Genomic DNA, 24,970 nt, shown 5'->3' on the forward strand with positions numbered 1-24,970 from the left:
AAGCAAACGATTGCTATCGCAAAAAATATCATTAAAATGCGCTCTTTGTGGCTTTAGAGGTTTTATATTTTAATGATGGCTAGCAGCTCACATTCCCCGACTGACACAGTCAGCAGTCCAAACACCGGCGATAAAAAATCTAACAGTGAACTGATTTATCACCTTGAAGACCGCCCGCCGCTCCCCCAAACGCTGTTCGCTGCGCTTCAGCATTTATTGGCCATGTTCGTTGCGGTAATTACCCCTGCGATGTTGATTTGTCAGGCTCTGGGTTTACCGGCTCAGGATACCCAACGCATCATCAGCATGTCGCTGTTCGCTTCTGGCCTAGCCTCTATTTTACAAATTCGCACTTGGGGGCCGGTGGGTTCTGGCCTGCTGTCTATTCAGGGTACCAGCTTTAACTTTGTTGCTCCGCTGATTATGGGTGGTATTGCTCTTAAAAATGAAGGTGCCGATGTACCAACCATGATGGCGACCCTGTTCGGTACGCTGATGCTGGCCTCCTGTACTGAAATTTTCCTCTCGCGGGTGCTGCATTTAGCCCAGCGAATCATTACTCCGCTGGTTTCCGGCATCGTGGTCATGATTATCGGCCTGTCGCTGATTCAGGTTGGTCTGATTTCGATCGGCGGCGGCTATAGCGCAATGTCTGAAACTAATAATACTTTCGGTTCGCCTAAAAACCTGCTGCTGGCGGGCGTGGTGCTGGCAACCATCATTTTATTAAATCGCCAGAAAAACCCTTATTTGCGGGTTTCATCGCTGGTTATCGCTATGGCAACTGGCTATGTACTGGCATGGTTTATGGGCATGCTACCGGAACACGTTAGCGTTGAAAGCCAGCTGATTACCATCCCGACGCCGCTGTATTACGGGCTGGGGATCGACTGGACATTGCTGATCCCGCTAATGCTGGTATTTATGATCACTTCGCTGGAAACCATTGGCGATATCACCGCAACCTCAGACGTTTCGGAACAGCCGGTTACCGGGCCGCTATATATGAAGCGCCTGAAAGGCGGCGTTCTTGCTAATGGCCTGAACTCCATGCTTTCGGCGGTGTTTAATACCTTCCCTAACTCATGCTTTGGTCAAAATAACGGGGTTATTCAGTTAACCGGCGTGGCCAGCCGCTACGTTGGCTATATTGTCGCCATCATGCTGGTGGTTCTCGGTCTGTTCCCGTTTGTGAGTGACTTAGTACTCAGCATTCCTGAACCTGTACTGGGCGGCGCGACCATCGTGATGTTCGGTACCATCGCCGCTTCCGGTGTGCGCATCGTTTCACGGGAACCGCTTAACCGTCGGGCAATCATGATCATGGCGCTGTCACTGGCCGTGGGTTTGGGCATTTCTCAACAGCCTCAGATTCTACAGTTTGCGCCTGAGTGGCTCAAAACGCTGCTCTCTTCCGGTATTGCCGCGGGCGGAATTACGGCAATAGTGCTGAATTTAGTATTTCCACATGAGAAGTAATATCGGCGTAGTACCCTGATTAACTCAGTCCGTGGTTTTACCCACGGGCTGAGCCTGCTAATAGCCGTGCCTGACTTAGCTTTCACGTCAGTACTATCGTCAGTGTGGCAAAGGGTGCCGTGTGAAAACAATCGCGCGGCATTCTACCAAATACCTTGAATCAATCACCCGCTGTCGCTATCTATTTAAAGTAAACCTCTCGGAAATTGAAAAACCTATAAAAGCCTCGGTTGAACAAAAACACGCCTGAATTAACGCATAAATTCGCATTATTTTCATTGTGATCCCGTTTTAAATGCGGCATAAAGAGGCTTCATCCCGAAAGTTTATTTCAGGTTCAGACCATGAGATTCATCCGAAAATTATTATTAGTCCTGTTATGCCTGATTATTTTGGCATTGGTGGCCGTCTATTTTGTTGGCCAAACCGCTTATGCGGCAAAATGGGTCAGCCAGTGGGTAAATGACAATACCCCTTATCAACTGTCGCTGGATAACATCGATTACGACATTACTGAACCGTCACAGTTAGTGCTCAACGGCGTTGAGCTGAAGCAGCAACGGCGGCCAGCGCTATTAAAAGCGAAAAAAGTCACGCTGGGGCTTACGGCTTCGCTGTGGGAATCACCGCTGCACTTTTCCAGCCTGTTGCTGGAAGAAGGTGCGTTAGAGCTGTCGTCTAAAACGTCAACCACGCTGGCGTTGAGCAGCGATCGCCTACAGCTAAAAAACATGGCGCTGAATATTGATAATCCGAACTTCAGCATGCAGGGTGAACGGGTGAACGCCGGGGTTATTCCCTGGACGCTCAGCGGCGAAAACCTGCCGGATACCGATAGTCACTTTGAGCTGAGCGCCGACAGGCTAGTGATTAACGGTATTGAAACCGAGCGAGCCTTAGTTCAGGGCGATATTAAAAACCATAGCATTCTGTTTAATAATGTCGGTGCCGATCTGGGCAACGGTTTACTGACCGCCAATGGTCAACGTACCGCCGAAGGTAAATGGCTGATAGATTCCCTACGCCTTAGCGATGTGAAATACCAAAGTACGTTAAGCCTTAGCGCCATGCTGGATCGGTTTTCCCAGCTATCAGGCCATACTGACATGAATATAAAGCGGCTGGATGTACTCAATTCCAATATTCAGGGCCCGTCATGGTCGTTGAGTGATTTTTCGCTATCGCTTAAAGAGGTGAATCTCATCAAAGGCGACTGGCAGCTCCAGTCAGGAACGGCAGCAATCAGCGCGCTCGATATCGTTTATAACGATCAACACCTGATCAGTCCGGTGTTAGAAATAGAGCTGGAACAAAACAAAGTTAAAATTAAGCAGTTCAGCAGCCGCTGGCAGGATGGACTAATACGCGCCAGTGGCGAGTGGCAGCGCGATACTCAAACATTAACGCTGGACGATGTCGCGCTGACATCCCTACTTTATACCCTGCCAAAAGAATGGTTGAGCTATTTGCAGCAGCCTCAGCCGGAATGGCTACGAGAATTGCACATCACCAAGCTCAGTACTAACCGTAATATTATTATTGATATTAACCCGGAATTTCCGTTCCAGTTCACGTCGGTCGATCTCAGCGGTAACAATTTACAGTTGATTAAAGACCACCAGTTTGGCCTGTGGCAAGGCTCGCTGACTGTGAATGCCTCAGAAGCCACTTTAAACAAAATCGACCTGCGCCATCCGTCAGTGGTGTTAACCGCCACGCCGGAAAACGTTCGCTTCACCGAAGGCAGCGCCTTCACTAAAGATGGGCTAATCGAAGCGACGGCAGTCGTTGGCCAGCAGGCAGAGCGCCCGCTGCAGCTGACGTTATCCGGCCGTTCTGTACCGGTGAATATGTTACAAAGCTGGGGCTGGCAGTCGATCCCATTGACAGGCAACGGCAACGTGAACCTACAGCTCACGGGAAATCTAAAAGATAAAGCCAGCGGAAAGCCAGAACTGAAGGGCAATCTAAAAATGGTCAATGCAGAGGGCCAGCAGTTGACTCAGTACCTGACAAGGCCGGACAGCGGGCAAGCCGACAATAGCGAAATTCAGCAGGACGTAATGCCGATAGCCGCGCCGCCAACAATGCCGACAGAGGCATCAGAAGCACCGACCTCTCAGCCTTAAAACCAAACCGGGCATCCGTAATCGACAGATGCCCGGTTACCTACAACGGAAAACGCGCCCAATCTTGCGGCCGGTTAATCACTCACCGTGTTCGACCGGTAATACCATATAGGTACCTTCAAACACGCAGGCCGTTTCTTCATCGCTGGATAGCCTAACTTCGAGCTGTACTCTGGCTTTACGCCCTTTGGCAAGACGATCCAGATCGCCTTTCATTGAGTCGAGGCTGGCTACCGCAACCGGCCGGCCGGTGATCGGTTTATGATAGCGAATATGGGCATCGACCAATACGATATCACCGCCTAGCTGGCGCTCCTGCAACAACAGCCAGATCAGCCCCCACCCGGTCAGCGTCGCCAGCGAGAACTGGCTACCGGCAAAAATGGTGTGATGTAGGTTAGTGTTCACCGCTTCCGGCATAGTGGTAATAAAACGCTGGCCGGTGTATTGAGTAATACGCACGCCCATCTTTTCACTCAGCGGGATGCTTTGATGCCAGGCCCTTTGCAGCTGAGCGCACCAGTCCGGGCGATGGAGAATATCGTCCAGCGTGGCAACCGTTTTTCTCATCAGGAAATGCCGGACCGGCGTAGTTTGTGGCGCTGTCATCTCGCCCTGATTCACAAACCCCAGCTTGTCAAAGAACGGCACGGTTTCTTCCCGGGCGCTACAAACAATACGTTTCACCCCTTCCTGACGCGCTATCGATTCCAGCGTAATCGCCAGCAGCGTGCCCAAACCTTTTCCGCGCACGTTTGCCGCAACCGCCAGAAAACGGATTGAACCTTCGTTATCGGCATTAATGTATAGTCGGCCAACCGCCACCACCAGCCCCTGATTGTCGACTACCATTTGATGATAGGCCATCGCATCATAGCCGTCGCGCTCCGAGCCAATGGGCTGATGCAGTGGTTTACGTAGCATTTCCCAGCGGAACTGGTAGTAGTCTTGTAAATCCTGTTCAGTAACAGGAACGCGCAGGTGATACATACAGGCTCTCTTTTTATTATGATTACTGATTATTAATAATGCGTTATTCGACAAACAGCAACCAACAATTAGCGTTCAGCTATACCTGTAAGCTAAAGGTGACCGGCCCGTCATTCACCAAAGAAACCTGCATATCGGCCGCAAATACGCCATTCTCGGTAGGAACGCTTAGCCTACAGCGCTGGCTAAAATAGTCATATAGCCGCTCAGCATCCTGCGGCGTAGCGCCGCGGGAAAAACTCGGTCGCATTCCCTTTTGGGTATCAGCCACCAGCGTAAACTGGGAAACCACCAGCACGCTGCCTCCGGCCTGCTGAACGTTCAGATTCATCTTACCCAGCTCATCGCTAAAAATGCGATAGCCCAGAACGCGCTCGCACAGGCGATCGGCCTTTTGCGGCGTATCCTCTTTCTCTACGCCCAGTAATACCAATAGCCCTTTATCAATAGCGCCAACTGTCTGGCCGTCGACCGCTACGTCAGCGCGAGTGACTCGCTGAATTAACGCAATCATTGTTTTTCCGTTCCTGAATTAGCATCACGATTAGTTTGGTAATCTTCCCGTAGCCTACGGTAATCGCCTAACGTCACCGTAACTTCAGCGCCAAACAGCACCACGCACCAGCTGAGATACACCCAAACGAACAAAATCGGTATCACCGCCAGTACCCCATAAATCAGTTGATAAGAGGGGAACATCGTGACGTATAAACCAAACCCCTTTTTACATAGCTCAAACAACAGCGCACTAACCATCGCGCCAATCGCCGCGTCTTTTGCCGGAACGCTGACGGTAGGCACAATGCTGTAAATTAGCCAAAAGGAGACAAAAGAGAGGATCAGTGGAAATATTCGCAAAACGCGATCGCCAACGCTGCCGAGCCCGCCAACGTCTAACCAGCTCAGCGATAGCAAATAAGAGCTGATGGCCATGCTGGCCCCGACCAAAAGCGGGCCCAGCGTCAGTACCATCCAGTAAACGGCAAAGGAGTAAACGATGGGCCTTTGGCGCTCGCTTCGCCAGATAGAATTCAGTGCAGAATCAACCGAGCTAATCAACAAGAGTGCCGTCACAATCAGCCCGCAGGTGCCTATGGCGGTCATCTTGTTAGAATTAGCGACAAACTGTTCAAGATATTGCTGAATAGTTTCACTGGCTGCCGGAACAAAATTAGTAAAAACAAAGGCCTTTAGCTGAATGCTGACCTCAGAAAACATCGGGAAGGCGGCAAACAGCGCAAATACGACGGTAATCAGCGGCACCAGCGACAGCAGAGAAACATAAGCCAGATTGCCTGCCATCATCTGAAGCCGATCGCGTTTTGCTCTTTTCCATAGCAGCTGCCCGTAAGCCACCATCGGTTTGATTTCTTTTGGCCCGCGAATATGGGATAAATGTGACATGAATTTCTCGCTTAGTATCGGATAAGGCTGACTTACCGCAAACCCGATGGCCCGTTGCTCCGCTAGCCATTACGGCTGACGGAAAGCCAGTAAACCATGATTAGCTTTGGTTAAAATACGCGGGAATGACTTGATTATCTACAACGTGAACGGCGGCAATCCCCAGCGCGGCCGCACCGACAACATTGTCACGATTATCATCAAAAAACACGGTATTTTCCGGAGTAAAGCCTTCTTGATCAAGCAGATAGCGATAAATATTGGCTTCGGGTTTACGCATGCCTAATTCCTGAGACAGGTAGACTTTATCCGCTGACTCGCTCACCTGCGGATATTGTTCCAGCCAATAGCTACAGTGTAGCTCGTTGGTATTCGATAGCACCACCACACGATGGCCTTCGGCCCTCAGGCGCTGCATGATATCAACCACTTCATCACGCTGGCCGACGAAAATGGCCTGCCACCCGGCAGAAAACTGTTCAAAACTCAGCGCCACGCCCAGTTCATCACACACCCTTTCGGCAAACTCTTCATCGCTGATTTCGCCCCGCTCATGTTGTTCAAAGGATTGCCCCATCACAAAATGTTCAGCCAGAGTGGCTAAAGGCGTACCGCTCAAATTACTCCATACGCCCAAGGCACGTTTAAAATCGATATCGACAATCACATTCCCTAAATCAAAGATATACAGCATATGCACCTGCCCGATTTTAATGTTGTTATCACGTTTACTACGCTATCACAATTATCTTATTCCGCGCATCAGAAATACCAAGGCTATTATGAAAAGATAGGAAAATACAGTGCATTAGCTATGTTTTCAGCCCCAAAATTTTGGCTATTCTTCTTGGTTTAATCAGCGCCGTTTAACCCGTTAATAAGCATGAATTCTGTAAAATTGGCGCTGATAAACGTTAAAAAAATGGATTATTTTACAAACTTAGCGGCATATCGGCAGAGATAAAAACCACGATCCCCCTGAACGCTGGGTTATAATATTCGCGTGATGGATCCGCTTTCGGGGGTAATCGCCTGTGCAACTCTTTTCAGGCGTACCTAACCATTATTAAATGACAAAAAACAATGAGAGATAATCAAAACAGTGAGGTTATCTCTGCGGCAGTTCTACGATATTTAGGAAGTCATAAAATGAGTTTATTAGATCAGTTGGGTGGAGCGCTTGGTAGCAAAGGTTCTATCGATTATGTCGCTATTATGCAGTGGGTTGAGCAGCAGGGCGGCATTTCCGGCCTGCTGGAAAAATTCCGTCATGGCGGACTGACCGAGGTCGTTCAGTCATGGATCGGCAACGGTACCAATCAGCCGATCACCGGCGATCGCGTTGAGCAGGTTTTAAGCAGTGATGCACTACAGCAACTGGCTACCAAGCTGGGCATCGATAGTCAGGCTGCATCAGGCATTATTGCTCAATTTTTACCAGAAATCGTTAACAAACTGTCTCCTGACGGCCAAGAGCCAGGCAATGCAGACATGATCTCTGCCGGTCTATCAATGCTGACAGGCAAACTTTTCGGCTAAAAGCCGGGTGAGCTATCGAGCATAGTTCAGGCAATTAATACGGGGTTAGGTCCAGCATCTGACCCCGTTTCTGCTTTACAATCGAGTCTATTTTTTCGTTCTTCGACATCGCCAGCCATCGCTAATAGTCCCTAAAAGATAAATAATCATGACGAGTGGAATTACACGCCTTTCCAAAAAGAAAATGGTCGACTAACGACGCTTGCCCCACCGACTATAATAGCTATCAACGGCGACTGGTCGATGGCGCTACGGCAGCATACCCAATTTACGCCTCGGCCGTTCAGGCGTTGTCTCAAGGATTAGACGTGCAATCTGTCAGACCTTATATCGACAGCCGCCTCGTATTTATTAATATATTAAGGATAATAAGTGAGTGACAAAAAATACATTATTATCAGTTCACTAATGATGTTGATAGACCTACCGGTGTGGGTGCAAGGCATCTGTATCGTTTTGCATACGCTGGGCGTATCGGCAATATCCTCACTTTATATCGCAATGCTCTCTGCATTGATTATTGGAATGCTGTGGTCAGGGAAATACGCTTTACCGGGCGGTTTTTATGCGCGTTATCTCCCAATTTTGATCCCGATATTTTACTCAATTGGTCTGTTGCAATGTTTCTCAGCGACGGCGAGATCAATCAATGGGTAATTCAATATCTGGGCTGTTCTTACTTACCGTTTCTACTCTCCACGATAATTACCGCTGATTATATAGAGCGGGTATGGATAATGATGTTAGTACCGCTTATCAGCTATTCACTATTCTTTCTTGGCATGGTGCTAAATGCCAGACTGCAAGGTAAGCGCCTGATGACAATGCGTGGGACTATTTCAATAGCCGCGTTATTTCTATTACTCTTCTTGTTCTGTACTTATCAGGCTTATGAGCAACAGTTAAAATATCCGTTAAGCGGCAATCTATTCAAACCAAGCAAAGAGGATGAGTAAAGTGTATGTTCAAATCGCTCCGTCTAATTCTGGCGTGCATATTCCTGATAACCCGCAGAAGCTAATGCCAGTAACCGGGCAGTTATTTCCTCCCCCCAGCCCCGGCCATTTCTTACGAGCCTGCGGACTGGTTTTCAGCTTCACCAGATGATCGCCTTTTCCCAGTTTCCGGATTTCTTCATACTGCGCCCCTTTTTTCAGCGGTATCATCCAGTGGCGGTGCTTTCCCGCCTGATTCCAGACATTCAGTAACCCCAACGAGTAGTCGCCTTTATCGAGCAAGGTCAGTGTGTTATCAGTCGTCTGGTCTATCAGTTGTTCGGCCAGCGTGTATTCGCTTTCTTTCATCGTACCGAAGGCAGCAGCGGTTAACAGGTGGCTGGTCAGTTCCATCTGGCGGACCATTTTAACCTGTGGGTAAAGTCCGGGTTGTCCGGCATAAGTCTGTCGCGGGAAGGTGACATCGTTCTCCGGCGTATCCGGTGTTCGCCAGACCACACCATCCACCGCCAGTAATTTTAGCCCGCACCACTGAGAATGCGTGACGGAGCTATGCCATAGCTGTGCTGTTTGTGTGAACACCCGGAGGACGGCGTCACTTCCCAGACGTTGTCTGGCCTGAATAACTGCGCTCGGGGCAACAAAGGGGCGGTTGCCCGGTAGCATGATATCCAGACGATTAACGATTTGATGAAGGGGTTCTTTACGCTCCAGTGCCATGCCAATAATACACCAGACCATCATCTCCAGCGGCAGGCGGCGTTTGCGTAGAGTCACAGTACCGGATTCAGCAAGGCAACGAGAAATAAGCGCCGGGTCGAGAAAATCGCCCAGAGAAGTCAGCGGGTTACGGGTTGAATCGTAGCAGGAAACAAGGTCAAGAGCCTGGTCAATATGCATAAAAAAAATCCGGAAATGAAGAACATTTCCGGATTCTTACAACCACTGGATCGGTCAACCGATCGGCATTACCGGGTGGCTTTTTACACTTAACAACCGATGGTCAGGCTACTAATTAGGCCTCTTTAGGACCACGGTTAGCACGTTTACGGTCGTTTTCAGTCAGGTGACGTTTACGGATACGCACGGATACAGGCGTTACTTCAACCAGCTCGTCATCATCGATAAATTCCAGAGCTTGCTCCAGAGACATTTTGATGGCGGGAACCAGCGTTGTCGCTTCATCAGTACCAGAAGCACGCATATTGGTCAGTTTCTTACCGGTTAAGCAGTTTACAGTCAGGTCGTTAGAACGTGAATGAATACCGATAATCTGGCCTTCATACACTTCTGCACCGTGACCTAAGAATAGCTTACCGCGGTCTTGCAGGCTGTACAGAGCAAACGCAACCGCTTTACCCTGACCGTTAGAAACCAGCACACCGTTCTGACGCTGACCAATTTCACCCGGACGCACGTCGTCATAATGGCTGAAGGTTGAGTACAGTAAGCCAGTACCGGAAGTCATTGTCATAAATTCGGTACGGAAACCGATCAGACCACGCGCAGGAATCAGGTAATCTAGGCGAATACGACCTTTGCCGTCTGGGATCATGTCTTTCACATCACCTTTACGCTCACCCATGGCTTGCATGACTGAACCTTGATGCTGCTCTTCGATATCCAGAGTCACGTTTTCGAATGGCTCTTGTTTACGGCCATCAATCATCTTATTGATAACTTTAGGACGAGAAACGGCGATTTCGAAACCTTCACGACGCATGTTTTCAATCAGAACCGACAGGTGAAGTTCACCACGGCCCGATACGCGGAACGCGTCGGCATCTTCAGTTTCTTCAACGCGCAGAGCTACGTTATGTACCAGCTCTTTGTTCAGGCGATCAAGAATCTGACGTGAAGTGACGTATTTACCTTCTTTACCGCAGAACGGTGAGGTATTTACGCAGAAATACATGGTTACGGTAGGTTCATCAACGGATAACGCTGGCAGAGCTTCAACGCTTTGCACATCACAAACGGTATCAGAGATGTTCAGTTCACCCAAACCGGTAATCGCAACGATGTCGCCGGCTTCAGCCACTTGCGCTTCAATACGTTCTAAGCCCATATGGCCCAGTACTTTACCGATTTTACCGTTGCGAGTTTTTCCTTCGCTGTCGATAACGGTAACCTGCTGGTTAGGCTTAACTTTACCGCGCTTAATACGGCCGATGCCAATAACGCCAACGTAGTTGTTGTAGTCTAATTGGGAAATTTGCATCTGGAACGGACCGTCACTGTCGACGTCCGGTGAAGCAACGTGCTTAACGATGGCTTCAAACAGTGGATCCATGTTATCAGTCATTTCGTTATGATCGTCACTCGCAATACCCAATAATGCAGAAGCATAAATAATTGGGAAATCGAGCTGTTCGTCAGTCGCATCAAGGTTAACGAACAGGTCAAACACCTGATCAACAACCCAGTCAGGACGCGCGCCAGGGCGGTCGACTTTATTAATGACAACAATAGGCTTTAAACCGTTAGCAAACGCTTTTTTGGTCACGAAACGGGTTTGCGGCATCGGGCCATCCATTGCATCAACAACCAGCAACACCGAGTCAACCATTGACATTACGCGCTCTACTTCACCACCGAAGTCGGCGTGTCCTGGAGTGTCAACGATATTAATACGGTAACCGTTCCAGGTAATGGCGGTGTTCTTAGCCAGAATGGTGATCCCTCGTTCTTTCTCGAGATCGCCGGAGTCCATAACGCGCTCAGTGGCTTCGTTACGTTGGTCTCCTAAAGTTCCAGACATTTGTAGTAGCTTATCAACCAGGGTAGTTTTCCCATGGTCTACGTGCGCGATAATAGCGATGTTACGTAGATTCTCAATCACAGATTTGCCTCAGGCATTGGAAATAGCGCGTTATTGTACACGCTTTAGACGAAGTACTAAACAAGATCACAAAGATCTATTAAAAACAACTATCGTGTAGACGGATTGTGATCATTTTCACGGTGTAAAGCGTTTATAAAAACACAAATTGCACCAAAAAAGTTCAACTTATTCATTATCGCACCATCTTAGTGCAATAACAGATGCAAAAAAATGTTTTTCGTTCATACTCTGACGTTATAGACGCCACAAGCGGCTATCTGACTGTCAGCAATAAAAACTTGGCACGATTATAGCATACCTTTTGTTCATGGCACCGATGCCAAATGCGAAAAGATAATACAGCCACCGGGAGAACAACAATGTCTACAGAACATGTTTTGACCATGCTTAATGAGCACGAAGTAAAATTTGTCGATTTACGTTTTACCGATACCAAAGGTAAAGAGCAACATATCACGATCCCTGCTCATCAGGTTGACGCAGACTTTTTCGAAGATGGCAAAATGTTCGATGGCTCTTCTATTGGCGGCTGGAAAGGTATTAACGAATCAGACATGGTGCTGATGCCGGATCCAACGACTGCATTACTCGACCCGTTCTTCGAAGACACTACGCTGATTATCCGTTGCGATGTTCTTGAGCCGGGTACCATGCAAGGCTACGAGCGCGACCCGCGTTCGATCTCTAAGCGCGCTGAAGACTTCCTGCGTTCATCCGGTATTGCCGACACCGTACTGTTTGGACCTGAGCCAGAGTTTTTCCTGTTTGAAGATATTCGTTTTGGTAACTCTATCGCCGGTGCCTATTACCATATTGATGATACCGAAGCGGCATGGAATACCGGAACCAAGTATGAAGGCGGCAACAAAGGCCATCGTCCTATGGTCAAAGGCGGTTACTTCCCTGTACCACCGGTTGATTCATCTCAGGATATCCGTTCAGCCATGTGTTTAACCATGGAAGAGATGGGCCTGGTGGTTGAAGCTCATCACCATGAAGTAGCAACTGCCGGTCAAAACGAAGTGGCAACCCGCTTTAATACCATGACCAAGAAAGCGGATGAAACCCAAATTTATAAATACGTGGTGCATAACGTTGCTCATGCGTACGGTAAAACCGCCACCTTTATGCCGAAGCCTTTAGTTGGTGATAACGGTTCTGGTATGCATTGCCATATGTCGCTGTCTAAAAACGGGACTAACCTGTTTGCCGGCGATAAATACGGCGGCCTGTCTGAAATGGCGCTGTACTACATTGGCGGTATTATCAAACATGCTAAAGCGATCAATGCGTTTGCTAACCCAACCACTAACTCATACAAGCGTCTGGTCCCGGGATACGAAGCACCGGTAATGCTGGCTTACTCAGCCCGTAACCGTTCAGCATCAATCCGTATTCCAGTGGTTGCCAGCCCGAAAGCGCGTCGTATCGAAGTGCGCTTCCCTGACCCAGCGGCTAACCCATACTTAGCGTTTGCCGCTCAGCTGATGGCCGGTCTTGATGGCATCATCAATAAAATTCATCCTGGCGAAGCCATGGATAAGAACCTGTATGACTTACCGGCAGAAGAAGCAAAAAACATCCCTACCGTTGCAGGTTCTCTGGAAGAAGCGTTGGCCTGTCTGGATGCTGACCGTGAGTTTTTAACCCGAGGCGGTGTGTTCACCGACGATTCTATTGATGCTTATATCGAACTGAAGCAGGAAGAGATGGATCGCGTGCGTATGGCTCCACATCCGTTAGAGTTTGAACTGTATTACAGCGTGTAAGCGGTTTTTGTTAGGGTAGAAGCCCATCGTTATGGTGGGCTTGAAATTGCAGGCAAACCACCGCCTCGTCATCCCGACGGAAGTCGGAACGCGAAAACATTCGCATAGCGAATCATCCAACCGTTGACCTGCTCTTGAACTACATTTACGGCTTAAAAAGCAAGAAATAAGTTCAACAGCAGATCCCGTTTTTCAACGGGATGGCGGACTAGAGAATGCACCTGTAAGCGCTGTTATCATTATCAGCCCATCTTTTGATGGGTTTCTATCTCCTGACGACATTGAGGGCATTTTTAGCGTTGTCAGTTGATGCCCTAATTTGGTGCAAAGGAGTCGTAAATGGAAATCCTGCCGCTACCGGATACGGAGCAGATCCTCAACTCACAGATTACCTGCGTCTTAATTCTGGACCTTTCTTTAGCGATTCATTACGCCAATCCGGCTGCACAACAGCTGTTAGTTCAAAGCTCTCGAAAACTTTTTGGTACGCCATTACCCAATCTGGTCAACTATTTGTCATTAGACATTGAACTGATGTGGTCTAGCCTGCGCGATGGGCAAGGTTTTACCGACAATGAAGTCAGCATGGTGATCGACAGCCAGCTTCATGTATTAACCCTCAGCGCCCAGCTACTGGGTGATGAGTATATTTTGATGGAGTTATCCGCCTTAGATAACCATCGCCGTTTAAGTCAGGAGCAGCTTCAGCAGGCTCAGCAAACGGCGGCCAGAGAACTGGTGCGCGGTTTAGCCCATGAAATAAAAAACCCGCTGGGCGGCCTGCGGGGAGCGGCTCAACTGTTAGCCAAAGCGCTACCCGATCCTGCCCTAAGCGAATATACAAAAATGATTATCGAACAGGCGGATCGACTCCGGAATCTGGTCGATCGCCTGCTCGGGCCACAGCATCCCGGCCAGCGGGAAATACAGAATATCCATCAGGTTTCTGAGCGGGTATATCAGCTTTTGGTACTGGAAAAGCCAGAAAACGTTAGCATTGTCCGGGACTACGACCCCAGCATGCCCGAGCTTAGCCACGATCCAGAGCAAATCGAACAGGTGTTATTGAACGTTGCCAGAAACGCGATGCAAGCATTAGGGGCTAAGGGCGGAAACATTATCCTACGCACCCGAACGGCGTCTCAGGTCACGCTGCACGGGGTTCGCTATCGCTTGTCCGCCCGTATTGATATTGAAGATAATGGCCCCGGCGTTCCGACCCAGCTACAAGACACCATTTTCTACCCGATGGTCAGTGGTCGGCAGGGCGGTACCGGCCTAGGCCTTTCCATTGCCCGAAGCCTGATCGACCAACATCAGGGCAAAATTGAATTTAACAGTTGGCCGGGTCATACCGAATTTTCGGTTTACCTGCCCATCCGTCAGTGAGGGTTGCAATGAGTCAAGGAACTGCTTGGATAATTGATGATGACAGCGCCATCCGCTGGGTATTAGAAAAAGCACTAACCGGTGCCAATATTGAGTGCACCAGCTTTGATTCAGCCAATGAAGTACTGACGGCTCTGGTGGAAAAATCGCCCGACGTTCTAATTTCAGATATTCGCATGCCGGGTATCGATGGCCTAACGCTGCTACAGCAAATCAAACAGCATCACCCTCTGCTACCGGTGATTATCATGACTGCCCATTCCGATCTGGATGCCGCGGTTAGCGCCTATCAGTTTGGTGCCTTTGATTATTTGCCCAAACCGTTCGATATTGATGAAGCCGTAGCGCTGGCAGAACGGGCCATCAGCCACTATCAGGAAATACGCCAGCCTGAACGGGAAGTCAGAGCCAAAGATCCGACCACCGATATTATTGGTGAAGCGCCCGCCATGCAGGACGTTTACCGGATTATCGGTCGCCTTTCTCTGTCATCCATCAGCGTGCTGATCAACGGTGAATCCGGCACCGGAAAAGAGTTGGTCGCTCATGCCTTACATCGCCATAGCCCGCGCGCTGGCGGCAAATTTATTGCCTTAAATATGGCGGCAATTCCAAAAGATTTAATTGAATCTGAACTGTTTGGCCACGAAAAAGGGGCATTTACCGGCGCGAACCAAGTCAGGCAAGGCCGGTTCGAACAGGCCGACGGCGGCACCCTGTTTTTAGATGAAATCGGCGATATGCCACTGGAAGTTCAAACCCGGCTACTGCGGGTATTAGCCGACGGTCAGTTCTACCGGGTAGGCGGCTATGCCTCAGTGAAGGTTGACGTGCGAATTATTGCGGCAACCCATCAAAACCTTGAGCAACGGGTAAAAGAGCATAAATTCCGGGAAGACCTGTTCCACCGTCTGAATGTCATTCGTATTCATCTACCACCGCTGCGGGAACGCCGGGAAGATATCCCTCGTCTGGCGCGCCATTTTTTGCTGATGACGGCACAAGAGCTGGGCGTAGAAGCCAAAGTTCTCCACCCCGATACGGAAAAAGCGCTGAGCCAGATGTCATGGTCAGGTAACGTGCGCCAGCTGGAGAATACCTGCCGTTGGCTGACCGTGATGGCCGCCGGAAAAGAGGTGCTGCCTCAGGATCTGCCAGAAGAACTATTTGTATACGACTCCAAGACTCCTGAGCGCGAGATAGCTATACAAGAGGGTAACTGGACTACCTTACTGGAGCAATGGGCAGAACGGGCGCTGATCGCCGGTAAACAAGACCTGTTATCTGAAGCTCAGCCGGATATGGAGCGGGTTCTTTTGACCGTCGCCCTGCGCCATACTCACGGCCATAAGCAAGAAGCCGCCCAACTGTTAGGATGGGGTCGCAACACGCTAACCCGCAAGCTGAAAGAATTAGATATGGAATAGGTTGAGAAATCACTACAGGGCAAGGATGCCCGTCAATTTCCGCATCAAAACCCCCGTCAAATTAAAAATAGTTGCACTCAATACCACTGATGAAATTTTGTACTTTACAGATACCATCAGCTGAGTATTATTGCTGAAATCTAATAAGCAAACCTTCCGGAGCAGGGCTATGATGGAGCGCTTAACATCTCTGTTTAATTTCAGTTCTGAAATTGTCACACAGTTCGGCCAGTCGCCACAAACCGGGTTCGCAGCTATTCTGTGCGTGATTATGTTTGTGATGTTTACCTAATTTCATTAAGGATAAAAACTAAAACAATGGGAAAAGTAACCGGAAAATGCCTATGTGGCGATGTAGAGTTTGAGGCTACGCTAGAAAAATATGAGGTCACGGCCTGCCAGTGTTCAATGTGTCGCCGTTGGTCCGGCGGAATATTCCTCTCTCTCGATGCTAAAAATACCCTCTCGATTAAAAATGCGACCGGTCTGAAATTCTACCAATCATCAGACTGGGGCAAACGAGGCTTTTGTCATAACTGTGGAACTTCACTCTTCTGGCAAACCACGGGGAATGAACAGGCATATGTCACCTATTCATCTCTAGAACTGAGTGATGCCGATAAACAACGGTTAAAACTAACCGCTGAAATTTTCGTTGATGACCAACCTGAGTTCTATTGCTTTAGCAACCAGACTCAAAGACTGACCGGTGAAGACGTGATGAAGCTGTTGGCGGAACATACGCCGGGCTGATGTCACAGCCACTAATACAAAAGAAAAAGGCAGAGGGTAGTGACATACCCCCTGCCTTTTCTCATCAATAAAGCTAAATTAAATAACCCGCGAGAACTGCTGCCTTCTGGCCTGCTGACGCAGATAAATGTCAAAACACATACAGATATTACGGATCAACAAACGGCCTTTGCCCGTAACATAAATACCCTTCTCGGTAATCGTCACCAGCCCATCCTTCGCCAATGGAGCCAGTAGCTTCATATCTTCAGCAAAGTATTCAGCAAAATAGATTCCGTGGTTTTTCTCTATCGGTGCATATTCCAGCTGGAAGTTACAGATCAGCGTCTTGATCACGTCGCGGCGCAGACAGTCATCTTCCGTCATAGCGATACCTTTCCATAGCGCATTGCCTTTCTCGGCTACGCTGGCGTAATAGGCCTTCAAATCTTTCTGATTCTGGGCATAGCTATCGCCAATCATGCTGATGGAAGAAACGCCCATGCCCAGCAGATCGCTGTCGCCATGGGTGGTATATCCCTGAAAATTACGGTGCAGATGGCCTTCGCGCTGAGCAATCGCCAGCTCATCATCCGGGCGGGCAAAGTGATCCATACCGATAAACTGATAGCCGTCATTCGTTAAAGAGCTAATAGTTTCTTGTAAAATATCCAGCTTTTCATTGGCCGATGGCAAGTCGTGATCTTTGATTTTAATCTGTGCCGCAAATCGGCTGGGTAGATGGGCGTAGTTAAAAACGCTCAGCCGATCAGGGTTTAGTTCAGCAACGCGCTTTAGAGTATAGGCAAAGCTCTCCGGAGTCTGCTTCGGCAGACCGTAGATCAGGTCGATATTGGTTGAGCTAAATCCTAACGCTTTCGCACGCTTGATCAGGGAAAAAATAAACTCTTCGTCCTGCTCACGGTTAACCAGCTTCTGAACCTCTTTATTGAAGTCCTGAACGCCCATACTCATCCGGTTGAACCCTTCAGCCCGCAGATGATCGAGGATATCCAGCTCAATTTCACGCGGATCGAGTTCAATTGATATTTCAGCGTCCGGTAAAAAATTAAAATGCTGGCGCAGCATTTCGGTCAAACGGCTGATTTGTTCTTTATTCAGATAGGTTGGCGTACCGCCGCCCCAGTGCATCTGCGAAACTTGGCGGTTAGCAAATAACGGTGCGCGGTGCTGAATTTCCTGCTCAAGAACGTCGAGATATTGCTCTACTTTCTGCCCCTGGCGAGTCACTATTTTATTGCAGCCGCAGAAATAGCAAAGCTTATGGCAAAACGGGATGTGAATATAAAGCGATAAAGGACGAGAGGGATAACGCTCAACCGAAGCCTGAAAATCATGTTCAGTATATTGCTCACTAAACTCGAGAGCCGTCGGGTAAGAAGTATACCTTGGACCGGAATAGTTATATTTTTGAATAAGGGCCAGATCCCAGTCAATCAGTTGCTCAGACATTATTACTCACTCCGCCTTATTTCCCATTTCTCCCCGACCGTTTTTTAAAATCTTTCATTGTTTTACGGGGTGCTTTGGCCGAATGCCAACGTCGCTTAAGTTGGCCCAGCCATAACAGTTTACCTAATAAACGGATGAGATAACATGCAAGCAGTAAACTAACCAGCAGCAATATCCAGCCCATCAGCTAATTCACTCTTTAGAACTGCTTCTTTTCAGAAGCTGTACGATATCTTCTCTTTTCTCTTCTTCATCGGCACCATCAAGCAGATCGTCGCCTTCATCACCTAAATCAATGCCCAATTCTGACATCAGTTCGTCAATGCGATCGAGCGTATTATCAACGTAGGATTGGTCTTCTGCCGACAGAGTTTTTCCTTCATCAACGGCATCAAGCAGTTGGTTCAGTCGCTCGTCTTGCTCCAAAAGTGCCAATTCCTTTTCTGGCGCAATCTTCGGCTGTTTAGGCGCTTTGGGTTTAGCCACTTTAGCCACAACCGGTTTATTGCTTTCAACGATCAAAGGAACCGGCGTTTTACTGCCAATACGTGGATCTTTCGGCGTAGCGCCACCTCTACCATTTTTATCCGCACCGGACTCAACGTTAGTACGGGCACCGGAAGCGTTTCCGCGATGCTTTTTCTGACGTTTACGGTCACGGGCTTCAATATTTAAATCTGCACGAGTTTTACGCTTTGGCTTAGCGGTTTTAGTACTGCCCTTTGGGCCACTTTGGGACTGCTTCATTGAGGTATTCTCTTAAATGGAGATATTCAGTATAGAACTGCGTCGGAATCTAGCAGAAAGCGGAGAAAGAAAAAAGGCGACAGTTTAAACTGTCGCCTTAATCTCTAACCAATATAGGAATTTTATTCCTAATCTCATCCCTGTGAACAGCCAACATCCCGGTCTTTCCGTTTGTTTTTTTACATCCAGTCCTTGGCGAACAATTTTTATCTCAGATCCTAGAGAAGATGTTCATCCTTGGTGCTATCCCTTGCCTTTGCTCTTCCTGAACTACGCACTGCGTATCCTGACTTCCGTTTCTGCGTTACAATCCTGTATCGCAAGGCCTCTGTCCATTCAGGCCTTTTTTATCTCTATCGTCATCCTAACGTTTCCATGAGACTACACAGCCCTGTGCATTCCATTCCGTCGCATTCCTTGCTTGATACGTACTCTACTCTGTAAGGCAGCTTAAACAAGATACTTACTGGTAAAAGTACTAGGTTTTTTATGAGGAATTAAATAACTAGCTGATAATATAAACATTAATTTTCGGCCCGCACTTAAAAAGGAGATATTACCCCAGTCTCCTATGGCAAATGTCTCACACGCTTAGATAACACAAATTGGCTATTATCTTCCTAAACCGACGCGTTAAGAATAAATTCACCTATTCCCATCGTGAATCAGTATAATCAGCCCTTAAATTGATCCCCTCGGAGACGAACGTTTTGACTCAAAAAAAACTTAACTACCACAAGACGCATTTCGTCATCAGCGCCCCGGATATTACCCATTTACCTGCAGATGAAGGCATTGAAGTTGCCTTTGCTGGCCGTTCAAACGCGGGGAAATCCAGCGCGCTGAACACGTTAACCAATCAAAAAAGCCTGGCGCGTACCAGTAAAACGCCGGGGCGTACCCAGCTGATTAACCTGTTCCGGGTTGAAGATAACCTACATTTAGTCGATTTACCGGGCTATGGCTACGCCGAAGTGCCTGAAGAAATGAAGCGTAAATGGCAGCGCGCGCTGGGTGAATATCTGCAAAAGCGTAACTGCATTAAAGGATTAGTAGTGCTGATGGATATCCGTCACCCTTTAAAAGAGCTAGACCAGCAGATGGTGCAGTGGGCCGTTGACGTTGAGCTTCCGGTATTAATACTGTTGACTAAGGCAGACAAGCTGGCCTCAGGGGCCCGTAAAGCTCAGTTGAATATGGTTCGAGAAGCCATATTACCTTTCTTGGGTGATGTTCAGGTTGAAGTCTTTTCATCATTGAAGAAAATTGGCATTGATAAACTGCAGCTCAAGCTGGACGAATGGTTTAGCTTACCTTTCGATTTAGCCGATGATATAAACGATGCCCCGGAAGAATAATCCCCTCAGTTGGCTTCAAGCCTTGAAACACGCTATTTTTTAAGCAAAAAAAACGCCCCATTTAAAAAATGGGGCGGCTAATATAAAGCCAATCCTATTACAGATTTGAAAAATAGAACATCTTACCTCTGTACCCTACGCCGCTAACTCTACTCCATTTTTTCGCGCTGTAAAAGAATTATTTGTAATATAATTACAAGACAATATACACAATAGCGGGATGCAACTCACATAAAAGAGTTGTTTATGTAACTAACTTACATGGAAAGGGCCAAATATCGCTCAGAAAACGGACGATAATCAACGGTGATCTGAAGAGCGCTTCGCATAAAAAAGCCCCGAAGTCATTCGGGGCGATAGACACTATTATAAACAATAAGTTGCTGTCCGTTAGTGGGCTTCATCCCAGTTAAGACCGGTGCCAACATCTACTTTAAGCGGAATAGCCAGCTCAACGCACTGTTCCATCAGTTGGCGAATATCTTCGCCAGACTTTTCCAGTACCGACTGATGTACTTCAAATACCAGTTCATCGTGTACCTGCATGATCATCCGAACCAGCGGCTTTTCCTGCTGCTCCAGCCAGCCGTCAACGGCGATCATCGCTTTCTTAATAATATCTGCGGCAGTTCCCTGCATAGGGGCGTTAATCGCAGCGCGTTCCGCGCCTTTACGCCGCATGCCGTTGCTGGATTTAATATCAGGCAAATACAAACGGCGGCCAAACAAAGTTTCTACATAACCCTGCTCTGACGCCTGTACCCGAGTGCGTTCCATATAGTCTAAAACGCCAGGATAACGCTCAAAGTAGAGGTCCATATAACGCTGAGCTTCACCGCGCGAAATGCCTAGCTGACGAGCCAGACCGAATGCGCTCATACCGTAAATCAGACCAAAGTTAATGGCCTTAGCACTGCGGCGCTGTTCTCCGGTCACCAAATCAAGCGGCGTGCCGAAAACTTCAGCCGCAGTCGCCCGGTGGATATCTTTACCTTGGGCAAACGCATCCAGCAAACCTTTATCGCCCGACAAATGCGCCATGATCCTTAACTCAATTTGCGAATAGTCGGCGGCCAGAAGGACGTGATGTTCCGGAGCAATAAACGCCTGACGAATACGACGACCTTCATCGTTACGTACTGGAATATTCTGCAGGTTAGGATCGCTAGACGACAGCCGCCCGGTCGCCGTAACGGCCTGATGATACGAAGTATGAACCCGCCCAGAAACCTCGTTAACCATCAACGGAAGCTTGTCGGTATAGGTCGTTTTTAGCTTAGCCAAGCCGCGGTGTTCAAGGATCACTTTTGGCAGCGGATAGTCTAACGCCAGCTCAGCCAGCACTTCTTCATTGGTGGATGGTGCACCGCCCGGCGTCTTTTTCAGAACCGGCAGCTTTTGCTTTTCGTAAAAAATAGTCTGTAGCTGCTTAGGAGAAGAAAGATTGAACGGCTCACCGGCTAACTCATGGGCCTGAGCTTCCAGTTCTTGCAGGCGCAAAGCTAATTCCGCAGAGTGTTTATCCAGAATTCTACTGTCGATCAATACTCCGGTACGTTCGATCTTAGACAGAATCGGAACCAGCGGCATTTCAATTTCTTTAAATACTTTAGTCAACTCGTCATCCGGCTGTAGCTTAGCCCACAGCGCCTGATGAAGCTGCAAAGTAACGTCCGCATCTTCAGCGGCATAAGGGCCAGCATCTTCAACCGCCAGTTGATTAAAGGTAAGCTTATTTTTTCCCTTACCGGCCAACTCTTCGAAGCTGATAGTTTTATGGTTAAGGTAGCGGCTTGCCAGACTATCCATATCATGGCGACCGGCAACGCTGTCTAACACATAGGATTCCAGCATGGTATCAAACTCAATACCGCGCAGCCGAATGCCATAACGGGCCAGCATGCTTTGATCGAACTTCAGATTTTGCCCAATCTTTAACAGCTTTTCATTTTCTAACAGCGGTTTCAGGCTAGTAAGAACCGTATCTGCGCTCAGTTGGTCCGGGGCACCAATATAATCGTGGCCAAAAGGAACGTAGGCCGCTTTACCCGCCTCAATCGCAAAAGAGACGCCGACTAAGTTAGAGCTCATGTAGTCCAGACCGTCGGTTTCGGTATCAAAAGCAAACTGTTCGGCATTGTTAAGCTTATCCAGCCAGCGATCGAAATCGGCCTGTTCCAAAATAACTTCATAGCCTTCCTGAGAAAGGGTTGCTGAAACTTCCGCAGCCGGGGCAAAAGGGATAAAAGTCGCTGAAGCAGAAGCCCTTGCCGATGACGGCAATTTTTTACCGTCCATAAAAGAGCCGGAATCCAACTCTGCCAGCCAGCGTTTAAATTCGTAACGGCCAAACAGTTGTTTTAATAGCTCAATGTCCGGAGCGCGTAGCGTGAGCTCGTCATCGGTGATATCCAGCTCAACGTCGGTTTTAATGGTTGCCAGTTGATAAGAAAGATAGGCCGCATCTTTATGCTGCTCTAGCTTAGCCGACATGGTTTTAGCACCTCTGAAGCTCAAACCGGCAATTTTATCTAACTGACTATAAAGCGCATCTAACCCACCGAGCCCCTGCAGCAATGCCTGAGCCGTCTTTTCGCCAACGCCGGGAACGCCGGGAATGTTATCTGAAGCATCCCCCATCAGGGCAAGAAAATCGATAATCAACTCGGGAGGAACACCATACTTTTCGAGCACTTCATCAGGGCCAAGAATGGTATTACTCATGGTATTAATCAGCGTAATCAGCGGAGTGACCAATTGAGCCATATCTTTATCGCCGGTACTAATCAGCACGTCTCGGCCTTGAGCGGCGGCATTTTTAGCTAACGTACCAATTACGTCATCGGCCTCAACGCCGGGGATAACTAATAGCGGAAGCCCCATCCCCTGAACCATTTGGTGCAGTGGCTCTATTTGAACGCGTAAATCATCCGGCATTGGCGGACGATGAGATTTGTATTCAGCAAACAGCTCATCGCGGAAAGTTTTTCCTTTGGCGTCAAATACCACCACGATGTGGCTTGGCTGACACTGGGTTATCAGGCTACGTAGCATATTCAATACGCCGTACATAGCGCCGGTTGGCAAACCTTCGCTGTTAGTCAGCGGTGGAAATGCGTGGAATGCCCGATAGAGGTAAGAAGAACCGTCAACCAATATTAATGGATTTGCTGCAATCTTAGCCATAATTACTCTTTACTGTTTAATTCAGTCATGGTGCTAAGAATGCCATAGCTCGGACCAAGAGACGAACAGCTTATTAACTTTTAGTGATAACAACAGAGAAAAAGTCCATAAAAATAGCTAACAATCTGTTGATAACTCTGTGCATAAAAAACCATCATACCTATCCATAGGTAACACAACAGGCCAAGAAGGGAAAATTACTATTTAGAATCATTAGGATAATATCAGTCAACTTGGGAACCGGCATATATCAGCCTGATCATCAACTGTGGATAGTTGATTTGCTAGTGATTCATATCTGTCAACAGGCTTAGATATATTTATTCACGATTCATCCGATCATTTTGCTAAAAATTGAGATCTGTGCAGGTTTATCTGGTCCGATAATTGAAAGCAAAAAAGAGGGAATAATCATATCTATGTTTTCCAAACTTAGGGCAAAAGCCTTAATTGCTTAGATGCTCAGTCGACAAAATGTATAATGGGGAAATTCCTAACTAAGTAAGAATATATAGATTATTGAGCGAATCCAAATTTTATTATATGGGCCACTTTCTGCTAGAATCACGCAAGCTTTATAAATCTATACATATTCACGCACTGCGGCACTGATAACAAAAGCCATAAAATATGTCAAAATTGTTTGCTTCGATTACGTTCCTGATTACCACAATATTAACCATCATATTCACTATGCTGTGTTCTATTCCTATGGTATTGGCAGGCATATTCAAGCTATGCCTGCCCTTTCCGGCGATTCACCGAGGAATTTCTACATTTTGTAATTTTATGATGTGGTGTTGGTGTCTCTCTCTGGCCTTTATTCTTAAAGTGACAAACCGTATTACTTGGGATATTCAAGGCGCTAACGATCTGAGCAAGAATAATTGGTATCTGCTAATCAGCAATCATAAAAGCTGGACCGATATTGTCGCGCTGTGCGTATTACTGCGCGATCGTATTCCAATGAATAAGTATTTTCTTAAGCAGCAGCTGGTCTGGGTTCCTTTTATTGGTATTGCCTGTTGGGCGTTGGATATGCCATTTATGCGCCGCTATTCCCGCTCTTATTTACTTAAACATCCGGAGCTTCGCGGGAAAGATATAGAAACCACAAGGCATTCTTGCGAAAAATTCCGCGGACATCCAACGACTATTGTGAACTTTGTTGAAGGCTCTCGTTTTACCGAACAGAAGAAAATAAAGAGTAAGTCGCCCTATAAGAACTTATTACCACCAAAGTCTGCCGGAATAGCCCTAGCCCTTAATGTGTTAGGCTCCCAGTTTGATCGGGTACTAAACGTTACGATCTATTACCCTGATAACCAGCAGCAGCCCTTTTTTGATCTGCTATCAGGGCAAATGAAACGCATTGTGGTCAGGATAGAAACCTTACCGGTTGATGACAGTATCCGCGGGGATTATCTCAACGATAAAGCCTACAAGCGACAGTTTCAGCTGTGGTTGCATGACATCTGGCAGAATAAAGATCGGCTGATAGACCGGTTAAAATCAGAATATCTGTAGTAATAATTATGGATTAACAA

The 24,970-nt window shown here is 47.8% G+C and carries 20 protein-coding genes and 1 pseudogene; 12 read left to right on the plus strand and 9 right to left on the minus strand.

All coding sequences use genetic code 11. The annotated features are described in order from the left end of the window. Positions 1–72: 72 nt before the first annotated feature. Together GVI43_RS12535 and GVI43_RS12540 are read left to right on the plus strand one after the other, a co-directional pair. Positions 73–1,479, plus strand: a complete 1,407-nt coding sequence (locus tag GVI43_RS12535) for a uracil-xanthine permease family protein (protein ID WP_159567202.1) — start codon at positions 73–75, stop codon at positions 1,477–1,479. Positions 1,480–1,823: 344 nt separating this feature from the next. Then, on the plus strand, positions 1,824–3,608 hold the full coding sequence (locus GVI43_RS12540; protein ID WP_159567203.1) for an AsmA family protein: 1,785 nt from the start codon (positions 1,824–1,826) through the stop codon (positions 3,606–3,608). Between the two features lie 78 nt (positions 3,609–3,686). Here GVI43_RS12540 and fabY read toward each other — a convergent pair whose 3' ends face one another. The 4 genes from fabY to yihX form a co-directional block, all read right to left on the minus strand. After that, a complete protein-coding gene (gene fabY, locus GVI43_RS12545) occupies positions 3,687–4,598 on the minus strand; it encodes a fatty acid biosynthesis protein FabY (RefSeq protein WP_159567204.1) in 912 nt (303 codons plus the stop codon). 79 nt (positions 4,599–4,677) lie between these two features. Continuing rightward, positions 4,678–5,112, minus strand: coding sequence for a D-aminoacyl-tRNA deacylase (dtd, locus tag GVI43_RS12550; RefSeq protein ID WP_159567205.1), 435 nt, complete (start codon positions 5,110–5,112; stop codon positions 4,678–4,680). Continuing rightward, on the minus strand, positions 5,109–6,002 hold the full coding sequence (locus GVI43_RS12555) for a virulence factor BrkB family protein (protein ID WP_159567206.1): 894 nt from the start codon (positions 6,000–6,002) through the stop codon (positions 5,109–5,111). Before GVI43_RS12555 ends, dtd begins: the two co-directional genes overlap by 4 nt. Positions 6,003–6,102: 100 nt before the next feature. Continuing rightward, positions 6,103–6,696: a glucose-1-phosphatase gene (yihX, locus tag GVI43_RS12560; protein ID WP_159567207.1), complete on the minus strand. Its 594-nt coding sequence runs from the start codon at positions 6,694–6,696 to the stop codon at positions 6,103–6,105. Between the two features lie 455 nt (positions 6,697–7,151). Between yihX and GVI43_RS12565 the strand changes: the two genes are divergently transcribed. From GVI43_RS12565 to GVI43_RS12575, 3 genes are all read left to right on the plus strand, one after another. Then, on the plus strand, positions 7,152–7,541 hold the full coding sequence (locus GVI43_RS12565; protein ID WP_159567208.1) for a YidB family protein: 390 nt from the start codon (positions 7,152–7,154) through the stop codon (positions 7,539–7,541). 372 nt (positions 7,542–7,913) lie between these two features. Then, on the plus strand, positions 7,914–8,198 hold the full coding sequence (locus GVI43_RS12570; RefSeq protein ID WP_159567209.1) for a hypothetical protein: 285 nt from the start codon (positions 7,914–7,916) through the stop codon (positions 8,196–8,198). 80 nt (positions 8,199–8,278) lie between these two features. After that, complete coding sequence (locus GVI43_RS12575; protein WP_159567210.1) at positions 8,279–8,497, plus strand: hypothetical protein; 219 nt, start codon at positions 8,279–8,281, stop codon at positions 8,495–8,497. 50 nt (positions 8,498–8,547) lie between these two features. Here the strand turns inward: GVI43_RS12575 and GVI43_RS12580 are convergent. Together GVI43_RS12580 and typA are read right to left on the minus strand one after the other, a co-directional pair. After that, positions 8,548–9,397: pseudogene (locus GVI43_RS12580) on the minus strand (IS4 family transposase); the annotation flags it as partial. A 115-nt stretch (positions 9,398–9,512) separates the two neighbouring features. After that, on the minus strand, positions 9,513–11,339 hold the full coding sequence (gene typA / locus GVI43_RS12585; RefSeq protein ID WP_159567211.1) for a ribosome-dependent GTPase TypA: 1,827 nt from the start codon (positions 11,337–11,339) through the stop codon (positions 9,513–9,515). Between the two features lie 362 nt (positions 11,340–11,701). Between typA and glnA the strand changes: the two genes are divergently transcribed. The 5 genes from glnA to GVI43_RS12605 all read left to right on the plus strand — a co-directional run bounded on the left by glnA (position 11,702) and on the right by GVI43_RS12605 (position 16,680). Next, a complete protein-coding gene (gene glnA, locus GVI43_RS12590; RefSeq protein WP_159567212.1) occupies positions 11,702–13,111 on the plus strand; it encodes a glutamate--ammonia ligase in 1,410 nt (469 codons plus the stop codon). Between the two features lie 339 nt (positions 13,112–13,450). After that, entirely contained in the window at positions 13,451–14,500 is a 1,050-nt protein-coding gene (gene glnL / locus GVI43_RS12595; RefSeq protein WP_159567213.1) for a nitrogen regulation protein NR(II), read from the plus strand. An 8-nt stretch (positions 14,501–14,508) separates the two neighbouring features. After that, complete coding sequence (gene glnG, locus GVI43_RS12600; RefSeq protein ID WP_159567214.1) at positions 14,509–15,927, plus strand: nitrogen regulation protein NR(I); 1,419 nt, start codon at positions 14,509–14,511, stop codon at positions 15,925–15,927. 169 nt (positions 15,928–16,096) lie between these two features. After that, positions 16,097–16,219, plus strand: a complete 123-nt coding sequence (locus GVI43_RS15965; RefSeq protein WP_281351010.1) for a hypothetical protein — start codon at positions 16,097–16,099, stop codon at positions 16,217–16,219. A 26-nt stretch (positions 16,220–16,245) separates the two neighbouring features. Next, positions 16,246–16,680, plus strand: coding sequence for a GFA family protein (locus GVI43_RS12605; protein ID WP_159567215.1), 435 nt, complete (start codon positions 16,246–16,248; stop codon positions 16,678–16,680). Between the two features lie 78 nt (positions 16,681–16,758). On the opposite strand, the gene hemN is transcribed toward GVI43_RS12605, so the two are convergent. Then, positions 16,759–18,132, minus strand: coding sequence for an oxygen-independent coproporphyrinogen III oxidase (gene hemN, locus GVI43_RS12610; RefSeq protein ID WP_159567216.1), 1,374 nt, complete (start codon positions 18,130–18,132; stop codon positions 16,759–16,761). A 192-nt stretch (positions 18,133–18,324) separates the two neighbouring features. Next, entirely contained in the window at positions 18,325–18,879 is a 555-nt protein-coding gene (gene yihI, locus GVI43_RS12615) for a Der GTPase-activating protein YihI (RefSeq protein WP_159567217.1), read from the minus strand. A 710-nt stretch (positions 18,880–19,589) separates the two neighbouring features. Here yihI and yihA point away from each other — a divergent pair. Further along, positions 19,590–20,237, plus strand: a complete 648-nt coding sequence (gene yihA / locus GVI43_RS12620) for a ribosome biogenesis GTP-binding protein YihA/YsxC (protein ID WP_159567218.1) — start codon at positions 19,590–19,592, stop codon at positions 20,235–20,237. Between the two features lie 390 nt (positions 20,238–20,627). Here the strand turns inward: yihA and polA are convergent, their stop codons facing one another. Beyond that, positions 20,628–23,423, minus strand: coding sequence for a DNA polymerase I (gene polA, locus GVI43_RS12625; RefSeq protein ID WP_159567219.1), 2,796 nt, complete (start codon positions 23,421–23,423; stop codon positions 20,628–20,630). A gap of 630 nt (positions 23,424–24,053) precedes the next feature. On the opposite strand from polA, the gene GVI43_RS12630 reads away from it, so the two are divergent. Beyond that, positions 24,054–24,950: an acyltransferase gene (locus GVI43_RS12630; protein WP_159567220.1), complete on the plus strand. Its 897-nt coding sequence runs from the start codon at positions 24,054–24,056 to the stop codon at positions 24,948–24,950. Positions 24,951–24,970: the final 20 nt, after the last annotated feature.

Source organism: Budvicia diplopodorum (assembly GCF_009800925.1).
Taxonomy (GTDB): Bacteria; Pseudomonadota; Gammaproteobacteria; order Enterobacterales; family Enterobacteriaceae; genus Budvicia; species Budvicia diplopodorum.

Excerpts from the sequence above, each read along its gene's own strand:
- glnA (WP_159567212.1), top strand. The coding sequence starts at position 11,702 with ATGTCTACAGAACATGTTTTGACCATGCTTAATGAGCACGAAGTAAAA.
- GVI43_RS12555 (WP_159567206.1), bottom strand. The coding sequence starts at position 6,002 with ATGTCACATTTATCCCATATTCGCGGGCCAAAAGAAATCAAACCGATG.
- GVI43_RS15965 (WP_281351010.1), top strand. The coding sequence starts at position 16,097 with ATGATGGAGCGCTTAACATCTCTGTTTAATTTCAGTTCTGAAATTGTC.
- GVI43_RS12575 (WP_159567210.1), top strand. The coding sequence starts at position 8,279 with ATGATGTTAGTACCGCTTATCAGCTATTCACTATTCTTTCTTGGCATG.
- GVI43_RS12535 (WP_159567202.1), top strand. The coding sequence starts at position 73 with ATGATGGCTAGCAGCTCACATTCCCCGACTGACACAGTCAGCAGTCCA.
- GVI43_RS12540 (WP_159567203.1), top strand. The coding sequence starts at position 1,824 with ATGAGATTCATCCGAAAATTATTATTAGTCCTGTTATGCCTGATTATT.
- GVI43_RS12630 (WP_159567220.1), top strand. The coding sequence starts at position 24,054 with ATGTCAAAATTGTTTGCTTCGATTACGTTCCTGATTACCACAATATTA.
- glnG (WP_159567214.1), top strand. The coding sequence starts at position 14,509 with ATGAGTCAAGGAACTGCTTGGATAATTGATGATGACAGCGCCATCCGC.
- fabY (WP_159567204.1), bottom strand. The coding sequence starts at position 4,598 with ATGTATCACCTGCGCGTTCCTGTTACTGAACAGGATTTACAAGACTAC.
- yihI (WP_159567217.1), bottom strand. The coding sequence starts at position 18,879 with ATGAAGCAGTCCCAAAGTGGCCCAAAGGGCAGTACTAAAACCGCTAAG.
- yihX (WP_159567207.1), bottom strand. The coding sequence starts at position 6,696 with ATGCTGTATATCTTTGATTTAGGGAATGTGATTGTCGATATCGATTTT.
- dtd (WP_159567205.1), bottom strand. The coding sequence starts at position 5,112 with ATGATTGCGTTAATTCAGCGAGTCACTCGCGCTGACGTAGCGGTCGAC.
- hemN (WP_159567216.1), bottom strand. The coding sequence starts at position 18,132 with ATGTCTGAGCAACTGATTGACTGGGATCTGGCCCTTATTCAAAAATAT.
- glnL (WP_159567213.1), top strand. The coding sequence starts at position 13,451 with ATGGAAATCCTGCCGCTACCGGATACGGAGCAGATCCTCAACTCACAG.
- GVI43_RS12565 (WP_159567208.1), top strand. The coding sequence starts at position 7,152 with ATGAGTTTATTAGATCAGTTGGGTGGAGCGCTTGGTAGCAAAGGTTCT.
- GVI43_RS12605 (WP_159567215.1), top strand. The coding sequence starts at position 16,246 with ATGGGAAAAGTAACCGGAAAATGCCTATGTGGCGATGTAGAGTTTGAG.
- polA (WP_159567219.1), bottom strand. The coding sequence starts at position 23,423 with ATGGCTAAGATTGCAGCAAATCCATTAATATTGGTTGACGGTTCTTCT.